Here is an 18,087-nt window from a genome sequence, read left to right as displayed (position 1 = left end):
ACGAGATGAGGCGCGCGCAGAAGCGCCGTCACAACGACAACGTAAAAACAGCGTATCAAGAGGAGACTTCCAGCATGACCGCCCCTGCATCGCCCGACCTGCGGACTTTACGCCCGGGGCCGCTGCGACCCTTTGCCGACACGTCGATCTCGACGGTGGTCGCGGGCTTCGTCGCGATGATGACGGGCTACACGAGTTCGCTCGTGCTGATGTTCCAGGCCGGCCAGGCCGCGCATCTGACCGACGCGCAAATCTCCTCGTGGATCTGGGCGCTTTCGATCGGCATGGCTGTGAGCACCATCGGCCTTTCGCTCTGGTTCCGCGTGCCCATCGTCGTCGCGTGGTCCACGCCCGGCGCCGCGCTGCTCGTCAGCTCGCTGCCGCACGTGCCTTACGCCGAAGCCATCGGCGCCTATATCGTCTGCGCGCTGCTGCTCACGGCCGTCGGCCTCACCGGCTGGTTCGACACGCTGATGAAGCGCATTCCGGCCGGGATCGCGGCCGCGCTGCTCGCGGGCATCCTGTTCGAGATCGGCATCGAGATCTTTCACGCGGCCCAGTATCAGACGCCGCTCGTGCTCACGATGTTCCTCGGCTACCTCGTCTTCAAGCGCGCCGTGCCGCGTTATGCAATCGTCGCGACGCTCGGAGTGGGTATCATCGCCGCGGCCGCGCTCGGGCTGCTCGATTTCAGCCATTTCCGCGTGGCCGTGGCGAAACCCGTCTTCACGGTGCCGGCGTTCTCGGTTTCCGCCATTGTCAGCATCGGCATTCCGCTCTTCGTGGTCGCCATGGCTTCGCAGAACGTGCCCGGCATCGCCGTGCTGCGCGCCGACGGCTACGACCACACCGTCGCGCCCTCCTCGCCGCTCATCGCGACCACGGGCCTCGCCTCGCTCCTGCTCGCGCCGTTCGGCTCGCACGGCGTGAACCTCGCGGCGATCACGGCCGCCATCTGCACGGGCTCGCACGCGCACGAGGACCGCGCGAAGCGCTATATGGCGGCCGTGTGGTGCGGCGTGTTCTATCTGATCGCCGGCATCTTCGGCGCGACCATCGCCGCGCTCTTCGCCGCGTTCCCGAAGGCGCTCGTCGTCTCGATCGCCGCGCTCGCCCTCTTCGGCTCGATCATGAGCGGCCTCACCAACGCGATGCAGGATCCGAAGCAGCGCGAGGCCGCGCTCGTCACCTTCATGGTGACCGCCTCCGGCCTCACCCTGCTCTCGATCGGCGCGGCTTTCTGGGGCCTCGTCGCGGGCGTGCTCACGCAGTTCGTGCTCAATGCCAGGCGCGCCTGAGCACCCGCCATCGCAACGGCCGCCGATCCGCCATAAAATGACAGTTGAGCGCCGCGCCCCGTGCCCGGCCCGCGCGGCCCGCGCCGCCCGCCTGCACCGCCCCGCGGCATCCGTGCGCCGGGTGCAGCGCCGCAGCGCCTTCGTCGCATTCCGCCCTGGCGCCTTCGGGCGCCCGGCCGTTCCACTCCCAACCGTCACGGCGCCCGTGCGCCCTCAAGGCCAGACATGACTACCGCACTCGACCAGCTCAAGCAGTACACCACCGTCGTCGCCGATACGGGCGACTTCCAGCAGCTCGCCCAGTACAAGCCGCAGGACGCCACGACCAATCCGTCGCTGATCCTGAAGGCCGTGCAGAAGGCCGAATACCGTCCGCTGCTCGAAAAAACGGTGCGCGATCACGCGGGCGAATCGGTGGAATCGATCATCGACCACCTGCTGATTGCCTTCGGCACCGAAATCCTCAAGATCATCCCCGGCCGCGTGTCGACCGAAGTCGATGCGCGCCTCTCGTTCGACACGCAGAAGTCAATCGACAAAGCCCACCACATCATCGAGCTCTACAAGGCGGCCGGCATTGCTCGCGAGCGCGTGCTGATCAAGCTCGCTTCGACGTGGGAAGGCATTCGCGCCGCCGAATCGCTGCAAAAGGAAGGCATCCACTGCAACATGACGCTGCTGTTCTCGCTTGCGCAGGCCGCAGCATGTGCCGACGCGGGCGCGCAGCTGATCTCGCCGTTCGTCGGCCGCATCTACGACTGGTACAAGAAGGCCGCGGGCCCGAACTGGGACGAAGCGAAGGACGGCGGCGCGAACGACCCGGGCGTGCAGTCGGTGCGCCGCATCTACGCGTACTACAAGAAGTTCGACTACAAGACCGAGGTGATGGGCGCGAGCTTCCGCACGACCAGCCAGATCGTCGAACTCGCGGGCTGCGACCTGCTCACGATCAGCCCGGATCTGCTGCAAAAGCTCCAGGACAGCAGCGAGAAGGTCGAGCGCAAGCTTTCGCCGGAAGCGTTCAAGGACACGCAGATCGAGCGCGTGCCGGTGGATGAGTCGTCGTTCCGCTTCCTCGTGAACGACGACGCCATGGCGACCGAAAAACTCGCCGAAGGCATCCGCGCGTTCGCCGCCGACGCCGTGAAGCTCGAAAAGCTGATCGAGGAACTGCGCGCGCACTAAGCGGCACGCCAGGCTATAACCCGGACTTTCCGTTCAGGGTCCCAGGCCGCGCCGGCTGGCGCGGCCCGCACTTCTCATTCCCGCCTGCGCACTCGCAAACCCTGGCCGCACAAATACCGTCTGGCACGCTACCGCGCGCCTAGAATCTGGGCAGCGGCACGCACGAGGCCGCGCGATCCGGCCCCGGGTTCGGCCGGTCAGTCATCCCGTCCGCAAGGAAACCGACGATGCAAATCCAGCCCTACCTCTTCTACAAAGGCACCTGCGACGAGGCGATCGCGTTCTATCGCGAAGCGCTCGGCGCGCAGGAACTGTTCAAGATGCGCTTCAAGGACGCGCCGCCCGATCCGGCGCGGCCGCTCGCGCCCGAACTCGCGGACAAGGTCATGCACGCGACGCTCCAGATCGGCGACGCACAGATCATGATGTCCGATGGCGGCTGCATGACGGAAAACAGCCAGTTCGCGGGCTTCAGCGTCTCGCTGACCGCCGCCGATGCCGCCACCGCCGAACGCTACTTCAACGCGCTCGCCCAGGGCGCCCAGGTGACGATGCCGTTCCAGAAGACCTTCTGGTCGCCGGGCTTCGGCATGCTCACCGACCGCTTCGGCGTGCCGTGGATGGTGAGCGCGCCACCGGAGATGAGCCCCGCCGGCTGATCACTGTCCATCGCAAATCGAAAAGGGCCGAAGTTCACGAACGGCACGCGTCACACCACGCGATGCAGGGTGGCGCGCTCGATATTCCAGCGCGGCTCGGTGTCGAGCAGCAAGGCGCTTAGCTGCTCGACCTGCTCTTCCACCCGCTGGCCGAGCCAGTACGGCCCCTGCAACTCGGGGGCGAGCGGGCCTGCGGCCGGCCGGGGCGGCGGCGCCGCGAGCCCGCCATGACCGGCCTGAGTGGACTCCTCGGCTTCCTCCGCCGCCATCGCACTGCGCACGGCCTGGCGCAATGCGCTCGCAGCCGCCTCTGGATGGCGCCCGCCGCCGAAACGCAACGCCCGCGCCGTACCGAGCAGCGCTTCGCGCACCCCCGCCCCGCCTTCTGCAAACGCCAGGCGCACGACCTGCTGCTCGCAGTGCTCGATGCCTGTCGACATCATCTCCAGCGCGCTCAGGAGCGCGCGGTGCAGCCGCTGGATCTGTTCGAGCCGTGCAACGGGCACGTCGATCTCCTTGGACACCGAAGGCATCAGGGCGCGCAACTGCACGAGCCGGCTGTTCAGGCGCATGAAAATACGCACCTGCTCGTCGGCATCCACGCGCTCGCCGCGCACGATCCGCGCATAGAGGCGCGCGCAGTCGCGCAGATTGTCGGCGAGGCTGTAGCGCCACGAATAGGTCGCGTGCAGCGGCAGCGCGAACGAAAACACCAGCGCGATCACGATGCCGATCATCACGTTCAGCGTGCGCCAGAGCCCCGTATCGATCAGGTTGTCGCCGTGGCCCGCGACGATGCACATCGTGATCGCCGTGAGCAGCGCCACATAGGCGGGCTTGCCGATGGCATGCCACGCGCACACGCCCGCGGCAACCGACATCAAGACATAGGTGAGCCACAGCGAATGCGTGAAGGACTGCACGACGATGAGCGTGAGCCCGATACCCGCGCCGAGCAGCGTGCCGAGCGAGCGCTCGGCGGCCTTCTTGCGGATATTGCCCTGATGCTGGAGGCCGCCGATCACCACCAGCACCGTCACCGACGACCAGATGCCGTGCGGAATGTCGATGCCGGTGGTCGCGAGAATCGAGGCGAGCATCGCCAGCCCCACGCGCACGCTATGGATGAGCCGGGCGTTGCGATAGCGGTAATACGGCGAAGCCAGCGCGCGCCACACGCGGGCGAGCCGCGAGCGGCCGCGGCGCGGCGGCCCTGGGTGCGTAGCCGCGGCGGCAGCGGCGTTATCGGATTCGGAATGGGCCATGGTGCGGGCTTGAACGGGAGCCGATCGGGATCTAACGCCATTTGCAGCGGCGTCGCAACGATCATCGTGCACCAGAAAAACAAATGCCCGCAACTGCAAGTTGCGGGCATCGGCACCACAGGCGGCTCAGCGGCTCAGCCGCCCCGCCGTTCAGCTCTCGACGACGTCGAGATAGTCCTCGGGGCGCGTACGGTCTTCGCCCTTTTGCATGCCGAGCACGTGCACGAGGGCGGAAACCACCACCGCCACCACGATATTCACGATCAGCGACCACACCGCCGCATAGCCCGGAATATCCATGCCGAACAGATGCAGCACATAGGTCGAGCCCTTGAGGTTCAGCGAGATCGCCATCCACGTGCCGGTCACGATGCCGGCGAGCCAGCCGAGCAGCAGGCCGCGATAGTCGAGCATGCGCGTGTAGAGACCGAGCACGATGGCCGGCAGCGTCTGGATGATCCAGATGCCGCCCAGCAGTTGCAGCTGGATCGCGTACGTGAGCGGCAGCCCGAGGATGAACGCCACCGCGCCCACTTTCACGATCAGCGAGACCATCTTGGCGATGTTGGTCTCCTGCTCGGGATTCATGTTGCGGTTGATGAACTCCTTGTGGATGTTGCGCGTGTACAGGTTCGCGGCCGCAATCGACATGATCGCGGCGGGCACGAGCGCACCGATGCCGATGGCAGCGAACGCCACACCCACGAACCACGGCGGGAAGAAGTGCAGGAACAGCGCCGGCACCGCGAAGTTCGGACCGAAGGCCTTGAAGTACGGCGCGTATTCGGGCATGTCCTTCACGCCCGAAGCGAGCGCCATGAAGCCGAGCAGCGCGAGCAGGCCGAGCACGAGCGAGTACGCCGGCAGCATCGCCATATTGCGGCGGATGGTGTTGCCCGACGAGGACGAGAGAATCGCCGTGACCGAGTGCGGATACAGGAACAGTGCCAGCGCGGAGCCGACCGCGAGCGTCGCGTAGGCGCTGTAGCCGTTCAGGCTCGTGGCATCGGGGGCCTTGAGCAGCAGCTTCGCCGGCGGCACCGCGCCGAAGATGTGGCTGAAGCCGCCCATCTGCGCGGGAATCACGATGATCGCGACGGCAATCGTGATGTAGATCAGCAGATCCTTCACGACGGCGATCATCGCCGGCGCGCGCAGGCCCGACGTGTACGTGTAGGCCGCGAGAATCGCGAACGCGATGATGAGCGGAAGGTCGCCCACGAAACCGGTCGTGTCGAAGCCGAGCGCGCCGATCACCACCTCGATCCCGACGAGCTGCAGCGCGATGTACGGCATGGTCGCGACGATGCCCGTCACGGCGATCGCGAGCGCCAGCATGCGGCTGCCGTAGCGCGCGCTCACGAAGTCGGCCGAGGTCACGTAGCGATGGCGCTTGGCAATGGCCCAGAGTTTGGGGAACACCACGAACGCGAACGGGTAGATCAGGATCGTGTAAGGCAGCGCGAAGAAACCCGTTGCGCCCGCGCCGAACACGAGCGCCGGCACCGCCACGAAGGTATAGGCCGTGTAGAGGTCGCCGCCCAGCAGGAACCAGGTGACGACGGTGCCGAAGCGGCGGCCGCCGAGGCCCCATTCGTCGAGATGAGCCAGGTCGCCCTTGCGCCAGTGCGCGGCGACGAAGCCGAGAATCGTGACGCCGATGAAGAACAGGACAAAGACAAAGGTCGCGGTGAGGTTCATTGCGCGCCCCCTGCACCGCCCCGATTGCGGTTCTTCGTCTTGTGATAGACGAGCGCGGTAATCACGGCGCTGATCAGAACCCAGGCGAGCTGATACCAGTAGAAGAACGGGAAATCCCACAGCGTGGGCTCGACCTTGTTGTACGACGGCACCCAGATCATCGCAATCCAGGGCAGCACCAGCAGCCACAGCCAGTGCCGGCTTCCTTTGCCGGCGTCGGCGTCGTGAGCCATGACGTCTCCTTTTTCCTTATAGTGATTTGCGAGCCGCCCCTTTGGGGCGTTCTATGGCCGAGTGGGCGGATAGCCCGCAAGGTCCCCGAAAGCGACAAAAAGAGTAGCGAGCGCGCGCCAGGCGGTCAAGACAGGGGCGACCCCAATCCTGGCGCGACTGTCACGGGCCGACAGTACCACGACGCGCTTGCGCCCGTACGACTCGCAAGCGGCAGGCGCAAAAAAAGCCGGCAATAGCCGGCTTCCGGGAGGGTGGCTCATGGCCCGGCGCCCTTGCTGCGGCCGGGCACGAGCGCGCTCAGATCGAGAACGTGCTCTGGTCGCTCGGGCCACCCTGGCCGCTCGATTCGCGCAGCGCCTTCACCCACTGATGCGCGGGCAGGCCGAGACGGGTTTCGATGACGCGCGCGCGCTTTTCCAGCGCGGCCCACGTGACCTCGAGCGCCGGGCCCGAGAACGCCAGAGCGATGCGGTTGCCGTCGTGCACCTCGGGCAGCGCAATCACGCGGCCTTCGAAGGCCTCGTTCAGGCGCTTCATGTTGCGCACGAAGCTCGGATGATCGCCGAACAGGTTGATCGTCGCGATGCCGGCATCGGTCAGGCACGCGCGGGCTGCGCGATAGAACGCGACGCTGTCGAGCACCGGACCGCGCGCGGTTGCATCGTACACGTCGATCTGCAGCGCGCCGATCGTGCCGTGGTTCGCGCGGTCGTTCACGAAGTCCCAAGCGTCGAGTTCGCGCACGGCAAGGCGCGCGTGGTCGTACGGCAGGTCGAACATCGTGCGCGCGGCCACCACGACGGCCGGATTCAGCTCGATGGCCTCGACCTTCGCGGGACGCAGATATTGATGCGCGAACTTCGTGAGCGACGCGGCGCCGAGGCCGAGTTGCACGATACGTTTGGGAGTGGCAAGGAACAGCAGCCAGGCCATCATCTGCTGCGCGTATTCGAGTTCGATGTGATGCGGCTTCTTCAGGCGCATCGCACCCTGCACCCACTCGGTGCCGAAATGCAGATAGCGCACGCCGTCCTCTTCGGAGAAAGTCACCGGCGCGAAACGCGGCTTGCGCGGAGCCTCGATGACCGGGGCGTCGTCGAGATCGGCGGCGGCGCGGCGCGCACGGGCTGCGGCCTTCGCCTCGCTCGCCCTGCCGGCGGCCTTCGCGCGCGGCGCGGCGGCAGATTCGGCCTCGCTGGCGGCGTCCGTTCGGGCATCGGCGTCGTTAGGGGCCGTGCGGAATGCGCGCGCCTCGGCCGAGGCGCGTTTGATCAAAGTCGTCATGTGGAGAATGTCGTACTGAAGAGGAGGCGGTTTCCCGGGCGAACGAAAGCATAGCATTCGCGGCGGCTCGCGCCCGCTCAAGACGCGCAGGGTATGCGCCTCGGCATCAGTTGCACGCGGTCGCGCTGCCTATCGTCGTGCAATGGTGCACGCTCCAGTGGCTGCCGCCCTCGAGCCCCATCCCCGCATTCGTCCCGCCGATCGCCGCGACACCCGCCCGCGGCGGCCCCGGCCTGAACCGCATCTCGACGCGCCCCACATGCAGCGTCGAGGGCGCCGGCGGAAACGGCGCAGCGGCGCCGATCGCGCGCTCGACGGCTTCGTCCCAGGCAGCGTTGCCGCTCGAGCGCAGGAGCCTCACGGTATCGACCGTGCCGGAGGCGGTAAGCGTCATCGAGACGACCGCCTCGGGGTTGCCGCTCACGCTCGCGCTCGCGACGACCATGTTGCTGCCGAGCCGGCAGCTCACGTAACGCTCCCATTGCGTGCCGCTCAAGGTCGATTCGGTCGGCGGCGCGAAGCCCGGCGTGGCGACTCGCGCGAGACAGTGGCTCGTGACGGTTTGCGGCGGCGGCAGTTCGGGCGTATTGGCCGTAGGCGTGGGAGCGGCACGGGGAGGCGGCTGGCTGCTCGCACAGCCTCCCAATGCGGCTAAAGCGACAGCGAATGCCGTTGTGCTCAAAACTGCGAGCGAACGGCCCCTCTTATTGTTCTCGTTGTTCTTCATGGCAATGGCAGCTCCAGTGCGTTGGGCGCGTGTGCGGCTCGCCTGGTGGCGAGCCCTCTCCCGCCACGCACCCATGCTAGCGCGCCGGGTTTGCAGCGGGCTTACGCCGTGGCGCGAAGTCTTCAGTTGACCGCGCGCGCCACCACCAATCAGGCCAAAAGGCCGACTTTTCGCAAAGCTCTCACGGCGCAAACAATACAGAGCGGACGCCAAGTATTGATTGCGATATCGCCTTTTCCCCGACGCAATCCGATAGCCGTTGGAAAAATCAGCATTACTTAGGATTTCTTTCGAGCCTTGTTCGCTGGCGCCTGCGCATCGTTGTCCGCATCTGGTTTGCCTCTGTCGCGGTTTTTTTGACACACCCCTTGAATTATATCCAAATGGATATAAAATACTTATGGAACCGTACCTCAAACCCCTCTACTGGCTCGGGTCAGCGCGCAAGGACTTGCAGGCGATGCCCGAGGCAGTACAGGACACGTTCGGCTACGCGCTGTATCTGGCGCAGACGGGCGCAAAGCACGATCAGGCCAAGCCGTTGAAGGGCTTCGGGTCGGCCGGTGTGCTCGAAGTCGTCGAGTCCACGGAAAACGGCACCTATCGCGCGGTCTACACGGTGAAACTGCGCAATGCCGTCTATGTGCTGCACTGTTTCCAGAAGAAGTCGACTTGCGGCATGGCGACACCCAGGCCCGACATGGACCGGATCTGTGAGCGGATCAAGACAGCCGAAGCGCATGCGAAAGGAGAAATGGCATGACTGAAATCGAACGCGGCAGTGGCAACGTCTATGCCGATCTGGACTTGCCCGGCGCCGAGGAAATGCTCGTCAAGGCGCAACTCGCGACCAAGATCCGGGAGATCGTCGACGCGCGAAACTGGACTCAGCGGGAAGCGGCGCAAGTACTGGGCATGACGCAACCGAAGCTGTCGAACATGCTGCGCGGACAGTTCCGCGGCATCAGCGAAACGAAGATGCTGGAATGCCTCGCGAGGCTCGGGCGCGACGTGCGCATTGTTGTAGGCCCGGATCGCCATGCTGAGGTGCAAGGACATATCGAGGTGGTGTTCGCGGCGTGACGTGAATCGTCGTCGCCCAAACCAGGCTATTCTGCGGCTTCGATTGCGCAGCACTGCGCGATCTCTTACAAAACAACTACAGCCGTGGATATCCCATGACTAACAACAAAACGACGAGACGGGCCGCTTCAGCATCACTCAACGCATCAATCACAGCATCATTCACACTGCCTGTGGCATTCGCCGGCGCGCTGCTGCTTTCCGCGTGCGGCGGCGGATCCGGCAATAGTTCTTCGAATGCGTCCGCAACCAGTTTAAGCGCGGCGCAGCAGAATTACGAAAGCCTCATGCTGGCAAGCAACGGTGGCGCTCACTTCGTCGCCGGGGCGCGGCTCGCGTTTTCCACCAGTTCCACGGGGGCCGTCACGGTCGGCTCCGGCAGCTATCTGTTCACCGAGGATTCGAGCATCCCGCAAAGCCCGGCTTCCGCCGGGCCGCAGTGGATGACCACCACCGACTCCTCGTTGGCACCGAGCCTGTCCGTACCCACGCTCGACGGCCAGCGCTATCTGCTCAACGGCGCAATCGTCTTTTCACCGGCTTCGCATCAGGTGCAGATCAGCTACAACGGACCGAACATCCAGGCAACGTACCTTGCAGCCGACAATCAAACGGTCGTAGAAACGCTGCAGGGAACGAGCTACACCATCGTGCCGCTCTCGGGCACCATCGCGAATTCGCCTTCGGAGCTGTTCACTGCCAGTGCATTAGGCATCCTCACCAATACGATCAACGGAAACTCGCTGTACAACCACTCGGCCACCTGGCAGTCCGGTGCCGCCTATATGAAGTCGACGCGGCACATCGTCGGGGATACGGTCCTGGTTGGCGATTGCGCCGCTCCGGCAACGACGGGCACGAACGTAACGCCGTGCTCCACGACGACGACCACGCTGTCCGCGTTCTTTCCTTATGCGAGTTCGGCGGACGGCAGGACGTACAACCTGAGCGATGGCCAGATCGTTACGCTGGCGGGTGTCCAGGCCTGGGTTTCGACGGCGGCGATCAATTCGCCGACGACCGAGTATCGTGTGTACTTCGCGCTCAACGGGCAGATCTACAGTGCAGTCCTCATTCGCGACGGCACCGTGCTCCAGACGCTCTACGCCGGCAGCACCGCACCGCAGGACTTCTACCTCTACCTCAACGCAGCGGCGGTGCAATCGGTGAAGGCAGCCCTCACGCTCTGACGCGACGAAGCGCCTCGGGACCACGGCCGCGGAAAATGGCGGCAGCTAACGCCCTCTCCCGCCGTCTGCGAGACACTCGCGCAGCACGTGCCACTGCGCGAGTTTTGCCGCGTATGGCATCCCCGCATAAGCAGGACTGCTGGAGGGCAACCGCTCCACGCGATAGCGTCTCGCGTGCGCCGCCAGGATGCGCTCGCCGATACGCGCGGCCGTGCCGCCGTTGAAAGCGATGGACCCGAGTTGCGGCAAGCCGTCGGTCAGCGTCACGAGGTCGTTGCCCGAATGGTCGCGGATATTGCCGTCGAGGCTGCCTGTCCGCCGCGCCTGCGCCACCACGTCCCACAGTCCGATGCGATGCGCGAGCAGCGCCTGCAGGCGATCGGCATAGGCCATTGCAGGCAGGTCCTCGCCGATCACATCGCCGACCAGATGCCAGAAGCGGTTCTGCTTGTGCGCGTAATACTGCTGCTGCGCGAGCGACGCCTCCCCCGGCAGGCTCCCCAGGATCAGCACGCGCGTCTGCGCATCGACCACCGGCGGAAAAGAACGTTTGAACGTCATGGCCGAAATCCGTGCGATCTCAGCGCGGCGCGGCATGCTCGCGCTGCACCCCATGTGCACGCGACGCCGTATGGTCGAGCGGCCCACGCTCGCGCCCGGAATGAACGGCACGCGAACCCGCTGCCGCAGTCCCTTCGAGATGCGCCCACAGCGCGGGCAGAAAGCATTCGGTGACGAGTAGCGGTGCACCGTGCCGCTCGAACACAGAGCGGCGCGCGACGAACGCGTGCGGCGCCTGTCCCGCCGTTTGCCTCGCCGCGAGCGCATAGAGCGCATGCCGCGCACTCACGCGCCGGCTCACGAGCGCCGAGCGCGCCACGCCGCTGTCGCTATAGAGCAGTTCCGCGAGCGGCCGCGTGCGCAGGCTGCGCATCGCCCGCCAGATGCCGTGGCTCGCGCCGAGCGGCGTCGCGCTGTGCGCGGCCACGAACGGCACGCCGTCGACGACGAGTGCGATCTCGCGCACCCACGCCCGTTCGCGCGGCGCGCGCGCGAGCGCCGTGCGCTCGTCGGGCCAGGGCAGGTCCACGGCCTCGCGCGTGACACGTACCTCGACCTTGCCCAACGCGCGCAGATGCGCAGTCAGCGAACCGCCGCGCGTGAGCCAGTCTTTCTGATCGGCACTGAAGGCCGGCAGGGGGGCGGCGCGCCAGTGCGCGTCGGCGGCATCGAATCGGGTAGACATGGCGCGCATTATAGGCCGCACCCCCGTCGCGGCGCCCGTCCGCGCGCAAAAGAAAACCCCTCGCGGCACAGCATGCCGCGAGGGGTTTTCGAGAGGCTTACGCCGTCTATCGACGTCGCGTATCGACCTGACTTAGCGCGCGAGCAGCAGCGCGTTCGTGCGCTTGACGAAGCTTGCCGGGTCCTCCAGCGAGCCGCCCTCGGCAAGCAGCGCCTGATCGAAGAGCAGATGGCACCAGTCGGCGAAATCCGCGCGATCGGCCGCGAGCCCCTTCACGAGCGGATGCTCCGGGTTCACTTCGAGGATCGGCTGGAACTCGGGCGCGTTCTGGCCCGCCGCCTTCAGCATGCGCTGCAGGTAGCCGCTCATCTCGCCGTCGTCGGCCACGAGGCACGACGGCGAATCGGTCAGGCGGAACGTGAGGCGCACGTCCTTGGCCTTGTCCTTGAGCGTTTCCTTCATCTTCTCGACGAGCGGCTTGAATTCCTCGCCCACCTTCTCCTGCTGCTGCTTTTCCTCGTCGTTGAGCGCGCCCAGGTCGAGGTCGCCGCGCGCCACGCTCGCGAGCGGCTTGCCGTCGAATTCGGTCAGGAACGAGAGCATCCATTCGTCCACGCGGTCGGTGAGGAGCAGCACTTCCACGCCCTTCTTGCGGAACACTTCGAGGTGCGGGCTGTTCTTCGCCGCCTGCCACGTATCCGCGGTGACGTAGTAGATCTTCGTCTGCTCGGGCTTCATGCGCGCCACGTAATCGGCAAGCGAAACGCTCTGCTCGGCCGTGTCGTTGTGCGTCGACGAGAAGCGCGCGAGCTTCGCCACGCGCTCGCGGTTGGCGTGGTCTTCGCCGATGCCTTCCTTGAGCACCTGGCCGAACTCAGTCCAGAACGTCTTGTACTTCGCCTTGTCTTCTTCCTTCGCTTCGGCGTCGGTCTGGGCCGCATCGGCCAACCCGGCCAGCTCTTCGAGCATCGAGAGCACGCGCCTCGTCACGCCGTCGCGAATCGCCTTCACGTCGCGGCTTTCCTGCAGGATTTCGCGCGAGACGTTGAGCGGCAGATCCGCCGAATCGACCACGCCCTTCACGAAGCGCAGGTAGTTCGGCAGCAGCTGATCGGCGTCGTCCATGATGAAGACGCGCTTCACATAGAGCTTCAGCCCGCTCTTGTGGTCGCGGTTCCACAGGTCGAACGGCGCGTGCGCGGGCACGTACAGCAGTTGCGTGTATTCGCTGCGGCCTTCCACGCGGTTGTGCGTCCACGCGAGCGGGTTCTCGTTGTCGTGCGCGAGGTGCTGGTAGAACTGCTGGTACTGCTCGTCGCTGATGTCGCTCTTCGCGCGCGTCCACAGCGCGCTCGCCTGGTTGATGGTCTCGAACTCGTCCTTCGTGACCATCTCGCTCTTTTCGGCGTCCCACTCTTCCTTCTTCATCTCGATGGGCAGGCCGACGTGATCCGAATACTTCTGGATGATCGACTTGAGCTTCCACGCGGAGAGCAGATCGTCCTCGCCTTCGCGCAGATGCAGCGTGATCGTCGTGCCGCGCTGCGCGCGCTCGATCGGCTCGACCGCGAACTCGCCCTCGCCCGCGCTTTCCCAGCGCACGCCCTCGGCAGCCGGCAGACCCGCGCGGCGGGTTTCGACGGTGATCTTGTCCGCGACGATGAAGCCCGAGTAGAAGCCCACGCCGAACTGGCCGATCAGCGCCGCGTCCTTCTGCTGGTCGCCCGAGAGCTTGCCGAAGAATTCCTTCGTCCCCGAACGGGCGATCGTGCCGAGGTTCGCGACCGCCTCGTCATGGCTCATGCCGATGCCGTTGTCGTCGATCGTGAGGGTGCGCGTCGCCTTGTCGTAGCCCACGCGGATGCGCAGGTTGGGATCGTTTTCATAGAGCGCGGCGTTCCCGATCGCCTCGAAGCGCAGCTTGTCCGCCGCGTCCGACGCGTTCGAAACGAGTTCGCGCAGGAAAATTTCCTTGTTGCTGTACAGCGAATGGATCATCAGGTGCAGAAGCTGTTTCACTTCCGCCTGGAAGCTCATCGTTTCTTGAGCCATATTCGAGAGTCCTCTTTCGTTGTTCGGGTGTTGCGTTGCCATGCGCATGGGAAAAAGCTTGCGCCGCCCGGGTCATGCGCGCCTGCGATGCGCCGAGCGCCCAGATGGGGACGCACCGGGCGTCTTTCAAGGGCCGGTGCCCGTGCCGCGACGCGCGACCCCGTCCAGATAGTTCGCGAGGAACGCGGGCAGCGCCGGATCGCCGCAGTTCGCCACGTTAAAGCGCATCCAGGTGGTAGGCGACTGATGCGGCGAAAAGAGACTGCCCGGCGTGAGCAAAAAGCCGGCCTCGTGTCCCGCGGCGGTGAGCGCGTCGGCATCCACGCCGGTGTCCGCCCACAGGAACATGCCGGCGCCGGGCGCCGCGAACAGGCGCAGGCCCGCGCGCTCCAGCATCCGCGCGGCCTTGTCGCGCACCGTATCGAGCCGCGCGCGCAGGCGCTCGACGTGGCGCCGGTAGTGGCCCTCGGTCAGCACGCGGTAAAGCACGCGCTCGTTGAGCTCGGGGCTCGTCATGCCCACCAGCATCTTCTGGTCGCTCACCGCCTGCGTGACGCCGAGGCCCGAGGCGATGAAACCCACCCGCAGATTCGGCGCGAGCGTCTTGGAAAAACTGCCGAGGTAGATCACGCGGCGCAACTGGTCGAGGCTCGCGAGGCGCGTGGCGGGATAACCGGCCGGGCACAGGTCGCCGTAAATATCGTCCTCGACCACGATGAAGTCGTACTGCTCGGCGAGCCGCAGGATGCGAAACGCCTGGGCGGCCGTGAGCGAGGTGCCGGTCGGGTTCTGCAGCACCGAATTGATGACGAGCATCTTCGGCCGCCAGGTCTCCACGAGCGCTTCGAGCGCGTCCAGATCCGGGCCTTCGGGCGTGTACGGCATGCCCACGAGCCGCGCACCCTGCGAAGCGAAGCGCCCGAACATCTGGAACCACGCGGGGTCGCCCACCACGACCGTATCGCCCGGCTGCACGTAGATGCGCGCCAGCAGGTCGATGGCCTGGGTGATGCCGGAAACGAGCACGATCTGCTCGGGCGAGGCACCGATCTCGAGCTCGGCAAGGCGCGTCTGGAGTTGCTGGCGCAGCGGCAGGAAGCCCAGCGGCGAGCCGAAGCCGAGCAGCGGCGTGCCGCTCTGGCGCCCGAGCGAGCGCAGCGCGCCCGTGATCAGCTCGCCGTCCAGCCAGCGCGCGGGCAGGTAGCCGAGGCCCGGGCCTTTCTCCGGATGGGTGGACGAGTGAAGCATGTTGCGCAACAGCCAGACCACGTCGATGGTGGACGGCGCGGGCGGCGCCTGTGCCTCGTCGGCGCCATTGCCGGCGGCCGTGCTGCGCCGCTCGATGGGCGCGACGTTCGCCACGCGCTCGCGCACGTAGAAGCCCGAGCCGCGCCGCGAGTCGAGATAGCCCTGGGCGACGAGGCGCTCATAAGCCTCGACCACCGTGAAGCGCGACACGCCCTTGTCGAGCGCGAGCTTGCGGATCGACGGCATGCGCATGCCGGGGCGGAATACGCGCTCCTCGATGCGGCGGCGCCCCCACTGCACGAGCTGATCGACGAGCGTGAGCGTGGCCGCGTCGTGCGGCGCGGGAATCTGGTCGAGCGGGACGGAGGACATGGTGGCTCCCAACTGTACCGAATATTATCGGCCCGATTGTACCGTTACTGTCTGTCTTCATACCGGTACATTTGATGTCACGCGTACCGGTAAGGATTCGCGGCGATGCGCTGTGCTCGCCGCCGCCGTCCACCGGTCATGCCGACCTCATTTCGGCGGCTTCGCCTGGGCCGGGCGACGGCGGCCTGCCGCCTGCCACTGTCGAAGAAGCTCCCGGGCGCGCACGCCGCAACTGCAACACTTACCCGCGGGACCGCACCTGCCCGGCGGCCCCGCCAGACACACACGAACACGAAAGATGAAAGCACGCGAAACCCAGGGCATGCTGCTCGGCCTCGTCGGGGTCATGATCTTCAGTCTCACGCTGCCGATGACGCGCATCGTCGTCGCCGAATTCCATCCGCTCCTCAACGGCCTCGGCCGGGCGCTGCTGGCTGCGATTCCCGCCGCGGCCCTCCTCGCCTGGCGCCGCGAAAAGCGCCCCACCTGGGCGCAGGTGAAAAGCCTCGCCGTGGTGTCGCTCGGCGTAATCGTCGCGTATCCGGTGTTCTCCGCGTGGGCCATGAAGAGCGTGCCCGCCTCGCACGGCGCGATCGTCAACGGCCTGCAGCCGCTCGCCGTGGCGATCTATGCCGCCTGGCTCTCGCACGAACGGCCCTCGAAGGCCTTCTGGGCAAGCGCCCTCCTCGGCAGCGCGCTCGTCGTCGCGTTCGCTCTCCAGGCAGGCGGCGGCTCGCTGCATGCGGGCGACGCCTGGATGCTCGTGGCAGTGGGGATCGGCGCGCTCGGCTATGCCGAAGGCGCGCGGCTCGCGCGGCAACTGGGCGGCTGGCAGGTGATCTGCTGGGCGCTCGTGCTCTCCGCGCCGTTTCTCGCGCTGCCGGTGGGATGGCTCGCCTGGCAGCAGCATCTCGCGCACCCGGGCCCCGTCGCGCTCAAGACCTGGCTCGCGTTCGGCTACGTCACGCTGTTCTCGCAGTTTCTCGGCTTCTTCGCCTGGTACGCCGGCCTCGCCATGGGCGGCACGGCGCGCGTGGGCCAGGTGCAGCTGCTGCAGATCTTCTTCACGATGGCGTTCTCGGCGCTGCTGTTCGGCGAACACGTGGCGCCCGCCGCATGGTGCTTCGCGGCGGCCGTGATCCTCACCGTGATGATCGGCCGGCGCGCCGCGATCCAGACCGCGCCGCAACAGGTACGCACCGCCTGATGCGCGCACGCCGATTCACGTCATAATCGAATACTTGACCCTTAAAGTTTCGTTCGCCCACCCTCCGTTCACCCTCAATAAGGAGACCCTCATGGACCACAGCGACCTTCAAGCCGCCCGCACCTGGCAACTGTCCGAGCGCGCCATCAAGCTCACCAGCTCGGCGATTCGCGAAATCCTGAAGGTCACCGAGCGTCCCGAGGTCATCTCCTTCGCGGGCGGCCTGCCTTCGCCCGCCACCTTCCCGGCCGAGGAAATGCGCGCCGCCGCCGACCGCATCCTGCGCGACAACCCGGCCGCCGCGCTCCAGTACAGCGCGACCGAGGGCTACCTGCCGCTGCGCGAATGGGTGGCCGAGCGCCACTCGCAAGGCGGCACGAAGATCCGCGCGTCGCAGGTGCTCATCACCACCGGCTCGCAGCAGGCGCTCGATCTGCTCGGCAAGGTGCTGGTGTCGCCCGATAGCCCCGTGCTGGTGGAAACGCCCACCTACCTCGGCGCGCTGCAATCGTTTTCGCTCTACGAGCCGCGCTACGTGCAGCTGCCGACCGACGACGAAGGCCTCGTGCCCGAAGGCCTCACGCCCGGACTGACGGCCGGCGCGCGCCTGCTCTACGCGATCCCGAGCTTCCAGAACCCCACCGGCCGCCGCCTGCCGCTCGCGCGCCGCGAAGCGCTCGCCGCGTTCGCGAAGCGCGCGCCGTTCCCGGTCGTCGAAGACAATCCCTATGGCGAGCTCGACTACGCGGGCGAGCCGTTGCCCACGCTGCTCTCGATGGCACCCGAGCACATCGTCCATCTGGGCTCGTTCTCCAAGGTGCTCGCGCCGGGCCTGCGCGTGGGCTACATCATCGCGCCCGAGGCGCTGCACTTCAAACTGGTGCAGGCGAAGCAGGCCACCGACCTGCACACGCCGAGCTTCACGCAGCGCATCGTCCACGAGGTGGTGAAGGACGGCTTTCTCGACACGCACATCCCGAAGATCCGCGCGCTCTACCGCAGCCAGTGCGAGGCGATGCACGCGGCGCTGGCGCGCTCGATGCCCGAAGGCGTGAGCTGGAACCGCCCCGAAGGCGGCATGTTCATCTGGGTGAACCTGCCCGCGCACATCGACACCATGAAGCTGCTCGAAGAGGCGATCGCCCAAAACGTGGCGTTCGTGCCCGGCGCGCCGTTCTTTGCGGGCGAAGCACGGCACAATACGCTGCGCCTCTCGTTCGTCACGGTCTCACCCGCGAAGATCGACGAAGGCATCGCGAAGCTCGGCGCGCTGATTCGAGCTCACATCGGTGCTCAAGCTCGCGCGCACGGCTGACGCCCTGCAGGCCCGGAGCGG

Annotated in this window: 17 protein-coding genes; 8 read left to right on the top strand and 9 right to left on the bottom strand. The window is 66.3% G+C overall.

The genetic code is table 11. The features are described 5' to 3' along the window. Positions 1-74 precede the first annotated feature (74 nt). The 3 genes from U5760_RS22390 (at position 75) to U5760_RS22380 (ending at position 3,142) form a co-directional block, all read left to right on the top strand. A complete protein-coding gene (locus tag U5760_RS22390) occupies positions 75-1,298 on the top strand; it encodes a benzoate/H(+) symporter BenE family transporter (RefSeq protein WP_322014483.1) in 1,224 nt (407 codons plus the stop codon). A gap of 225 nt (positions 1,299-1,523) precedes the next feature. Further along, positions 1,524-2,483, top strand: a complete 960-nt coding sequence (tal, locus tag U5760_RS22385) for a transaldolase (RefSeq protein ID WP_322014482.1) — start codon at positions 1,524-1,526, stop codon at positions 2,481-2,483. Positions 2,484-2,710: 227 nt separating this feature from the next. After that, the gene (locus U5760_RS22380) at positions 2,711-3,142 is read left to right on the top strand and encodes a VOC family protein (RefSeq protein ID WP_322014481.1); all 432 of its coding nucleotides are present in this window, start codon (positions 2,711-2,713) and stop codon (positions 3,140-3,142) included. 50 nt (positions 3,143-3,192) lie between these two features. Here the strand turns inward: U5760_RS22380 and U5760_RS22375 are convergent, their stop codons facing one another. From U5760_RS22375 to U5760_RS22355, 5 genes are all read right to left on the bottom strand, one after another. Then, positions 3,193-4,407, bottom strand: a complete 1,215-nt coding sequence (locus tag U5760_RS22375; protein ID WP_322014480.1) for an FUSC family protein — start codon at positions 4,405-4,407, stop codon at positions 3,193-3,195. A gap of 150 nt (positions 4,408-4,557) precedes the next feature. After that, a complete protein-coding gene (gene mctP / locus U5760_RS22370) occupies positions 4,558-6,108 on the bottom strand; it encodes a monocarboxylate uptake permease MctP (RefSeq protein WP_322014479.1) in 1,551 nt (516 codons plus the stop codon). Next, positions 6,105-6,341: a DUF3311 domain-containing protein gene (locus U5760_RS22365; RefSeq protein ID WP_322014478.1), complete on the bottom strand. Its 237-nt coding sequence runs from the start codon at positions 6,339-6,341 to the stop codon at positions 6,105-6,107. Before U5760_RS22365 ends, mctP begins: the two co-directional genes overlap by 4 nt. 298 nt (positions 6,342-6,639) lie before the next feature. Further along, on the bottom strand, positions 6,640-7,626 hold the full coding sequence (locus U5760_RS22360; RefSeq protein WP_322014477.1) for a spermidine synthase: 987 nt from the start codon (positions 7,624-7,626) through the stop codon (positions 6,640-6,642). Positions 7,627-7,732: 106 nt separating this feature from the next. Then, the gene (locus U5760_RS22355; RefSeq protein WP_322014476.1) at positions 7,733-8,353 is read right to left on the bottom strand and encodes an energy transducer TonB; all 621 of its coding nucleotides are present in this window, start codon (positions 8,351-8,353) and stop codon (positions 7,733-7,735) included. A gap of 400 nt (positions 8,354-8,753) precedes the next feature. On the opposite strand from U5760_RS22355, the gene U5760_RS22350 reads away from it, so the two are divergent. From U5760_RS22350 to U5760_RS22340, 3 genes are all read left to right on the top strand, one after another. Further along, positions 8,754-9,116, top strand: a complete 363-nt coding sequence (locus tag U5760_RS22350; protein ID WP_322014475.1) for a type II toxin-antitoxin system RelE/ParE family toxin — start codon at positions 8,754-8,756, stop codon at positions 9,114-9,116. Further along, the gene (locus U5760_RS22345) at positions 9,113-9,436 is read left to right on the top strand and encodes a helix-turn-helix transcriptional regulator (RefSeq protein ID WP_322014474.1); all 324 of its coding nucleotides are present in this window, start codon (positions 9,113-9,115) and stop codon (positions 9,434-9,436) included. Before U5760_RS22350 ends, U5760_RS22345 begins: the two co-directional genes overlap by 4 nt. A gap of 287 nt (positions 9,437-9,723) precedes the next feature. Continuing rightward, positions 9,724-10,626, top strand: a complete 903-nt coding sequence (locus U5760_RS22340; protein WP_322014473.1) for a hypothetical protein — start codon at positions 9,724-9,726, stop codon at positions 10,624-10,626. A gap of 45 nt (positions 10,627-10,671) precedes the next feature. Here the strand turns inward: U5760_RS22340 and U5760_RS22335 are convergent, their stop codons facing one another. The 4 genes from U5760_RS22335 to U5760_RS22320 all read right to left on the bottom strand — a co-directional run bounded on the left by U5760_RS22335 (position 10,672) and on the right by U5760_RS22320 (position 15,544). Next, complete coding sequence (locus U5760_RS22335) at positions 10,672-11,187, bottom strand: DNA-deoxyinosine glycosylase (protein WP_322014472.1); 516 nt, start codon at positions 11,185-11,187, stop codon at positions 10,672-10,674. A 19-nt stretch (positions 11,188-11,206) separates the two neighbouring features. Then, entirely contained in the window at positions 11,207-11,872 is a 666-nt protein-coding gene (locus tag U5760_RS22330) for a chorismate--pyruvate lyase family protein (protein WP_322014471.1), read from the bottom strand. Positions 11,873-12,004: 132 nt separating this feature from the next. After that, entirely contained in the window at positions 12,005-13,924 is a 1,920-nt protein-coding gene (htpG, locus tag U5760_RS22325; protein ID WP_322014470.1) for a molecular chaperone HtpG, read from the bottom strand. 126 nt (positions 13,925-14,050) lie between these two features. Continuing rightward, positions 14,051-15,544, bottom strand: a complete 1,494-nt coding sequence (locus U5760_RS22320; protein WP_322014469.1) for a PLP-dependent aminotransferase family protein — start codon at positions 15,542-15,544, stop codon at positions 14,051-14,053. A 298-nt stretch (positions 15,545-15,842) separates the two neighbouring features. Between U5760_RS22320 and U5760_RS22315 the strand changes: the two genes are divergently transcribed. After that, positions 15,843-16,751 carry a DMT family transporter gene (locus tag U5760_RS22315; protein WP_322014468.1) on the top strand — a complete coding sequence of 303 codons (909 nt, stop codon included), beginning with the start codon at positions 15,843-15,845 and terminating at the stop codon, positions 16,749-16,751. A 91-nt stretch (positions 16,752-16,842) separates the two neighbouring features. Then, positions 16,843-18,066, top strand: coding sequence for a PLP-dependent aminotransferase family protein (locus U5760_RS22310; RefSeq protein WP_322014467.1), 1,224 nt, complete (start codon positions 16,843-16,845; stop codon positions 18,064-18,066). The last annotated feature ends 21 nt before the right edge of the window (positions 18,067-18,087 follow it).

Source organism: Paraburkholderia sp. J12, assembly GCF_905220215.1.
In the GTDB taxonomy this organism is placed as follows: Bacteria; Pseudomonadota; Gammaproteobacteria; order Burkholderiales; family Burkholderiaceae; genus Paraburkholderia.
This window is presented reverse-complemented; position numbering and strand designations above follow the sequence as displayed.

Excerpts from the sequence above, each read along its gene's own strand:
- U5760_RS22390 (WP_322014483.1), top strand. The coding sequence starts at position 75 with ATGACCGCCCCTGCATCGCCCGACCTGCGGACTTTACGCCCGGGGCCG.
- tal (WP_322014482.1), top strand. The coding sequence starts at position 1,524 with ATGACTACCGCACTCGACCAGCTCAAGCAGTACACCACCGTCGTCGCC.
- U5760_RS22380 (WP_322014481.1), top strand. The coding sequence starts at position 2,711 with ATGCAAATCCAGCCCTACCTCTTCTACAAAGGCACCTGCGACGAGGCG.
- U5760_RS22375 (WP_322014480.1), bottom strand. The coding sequence starts at position 4,407 with ATGGCCCATTCCGAATCCGATAACGCCGCTGCCGCCGCGGCTACGCAC.
- mctP (WP_322014479.1), bottom strand. The coding sequence starts at position 6,108 with ATGAACCTCACCGCGACCTTTGTCTTTGTCCTGTTCTTCATCGGCGTC.
- U5760_RS22365 (WP_322014478.1), bottom strand. The coding sequence starts at position 6,341 with ATGGCTCACGACGCCGACGCCGGCAAAGGAAGCCGGCACTGGCTGTGG.
- U5760_RS22360 (WP_322014477.1), bottom strand. The coding sequence starts at position 7,626 with ATGACGACTTTGATCAAACGCGCCTCGGCCGAGGCGCGCGCATTCCGC.
- U5760_RS22355 (WP_322014476.1), bottom strand. The coding sequence starts at position 8,353 with ATGAAGAACAACGAGAACAATAAGAGGGGCCGTTCGCTCGCAGTTTTG.
- U5760_RS22350 (WP_322014475.1), top strand. The coding sequence starts at position 8,754 with ATGGAACCGTACCTCAAACCCCTCTACTGGCTCGGGTCAGCGCGCAAG.
- U5760_RS22345 (WP_322014474.1), top strand. The coding sequence starts at position 9,113 with ATGACTGAAATCGAACGCGGCAGTGGCAACGTCTATGCCGATCTGGAC.
- U5760_RS22340 (WP_322014473.1), top strand. The coding sequence starts at position 9,724 with ATGCTGGCAAGCAACGGTGGCGCTCACTTCGTCGCCGGGGCGCGGCTC.
- U5760_RS22335 (WP_322014472.1), bottom strand. The coding sequence starts at position 11,187 with ATGACGTTCAAACGTTCTTTTCCGCCGGTGGTCGATGCGCAGACGCGC.
- U5760_RS22330 (WP_322014471.1), bottom strand. The coding sequence starts at position 11,872 with ATGTCTACCCGATTCGATGCCGCCGACGCGCACTGGCGCGCCGCCCCC.
- htpG (WP_322014470.1), bottom strand. The coding sequence starts at position 13,924 with ATGGCTCAAGAAACGATGAGCTTCCAGGCGGAAGTGAAACAGCTTCTG.
- U5760_RS22320 (WP_322014469.1), bottom strand. The coding sequence starts at position 15,544 with ATGTCCTCCGTCCCGCTCGACCAGATTCCCGCGCCGCACGACGCGGCC.
- U5760_RS22315 (WP_322014468.1), top strand. The coding sequence starts at position 15,843 with ATGAAAGCACGCGAAACCCAGGGCATGCTGCTCGGCCTCGTCGGGGTC.
- U5760_RS22310 (WP_322014467.1), top strand. The coding sequence starts at position 16,843 with ATGGACCACAGCGACCTTCAAGCCGCCCGCACCTGGCAACTGTCCGAG.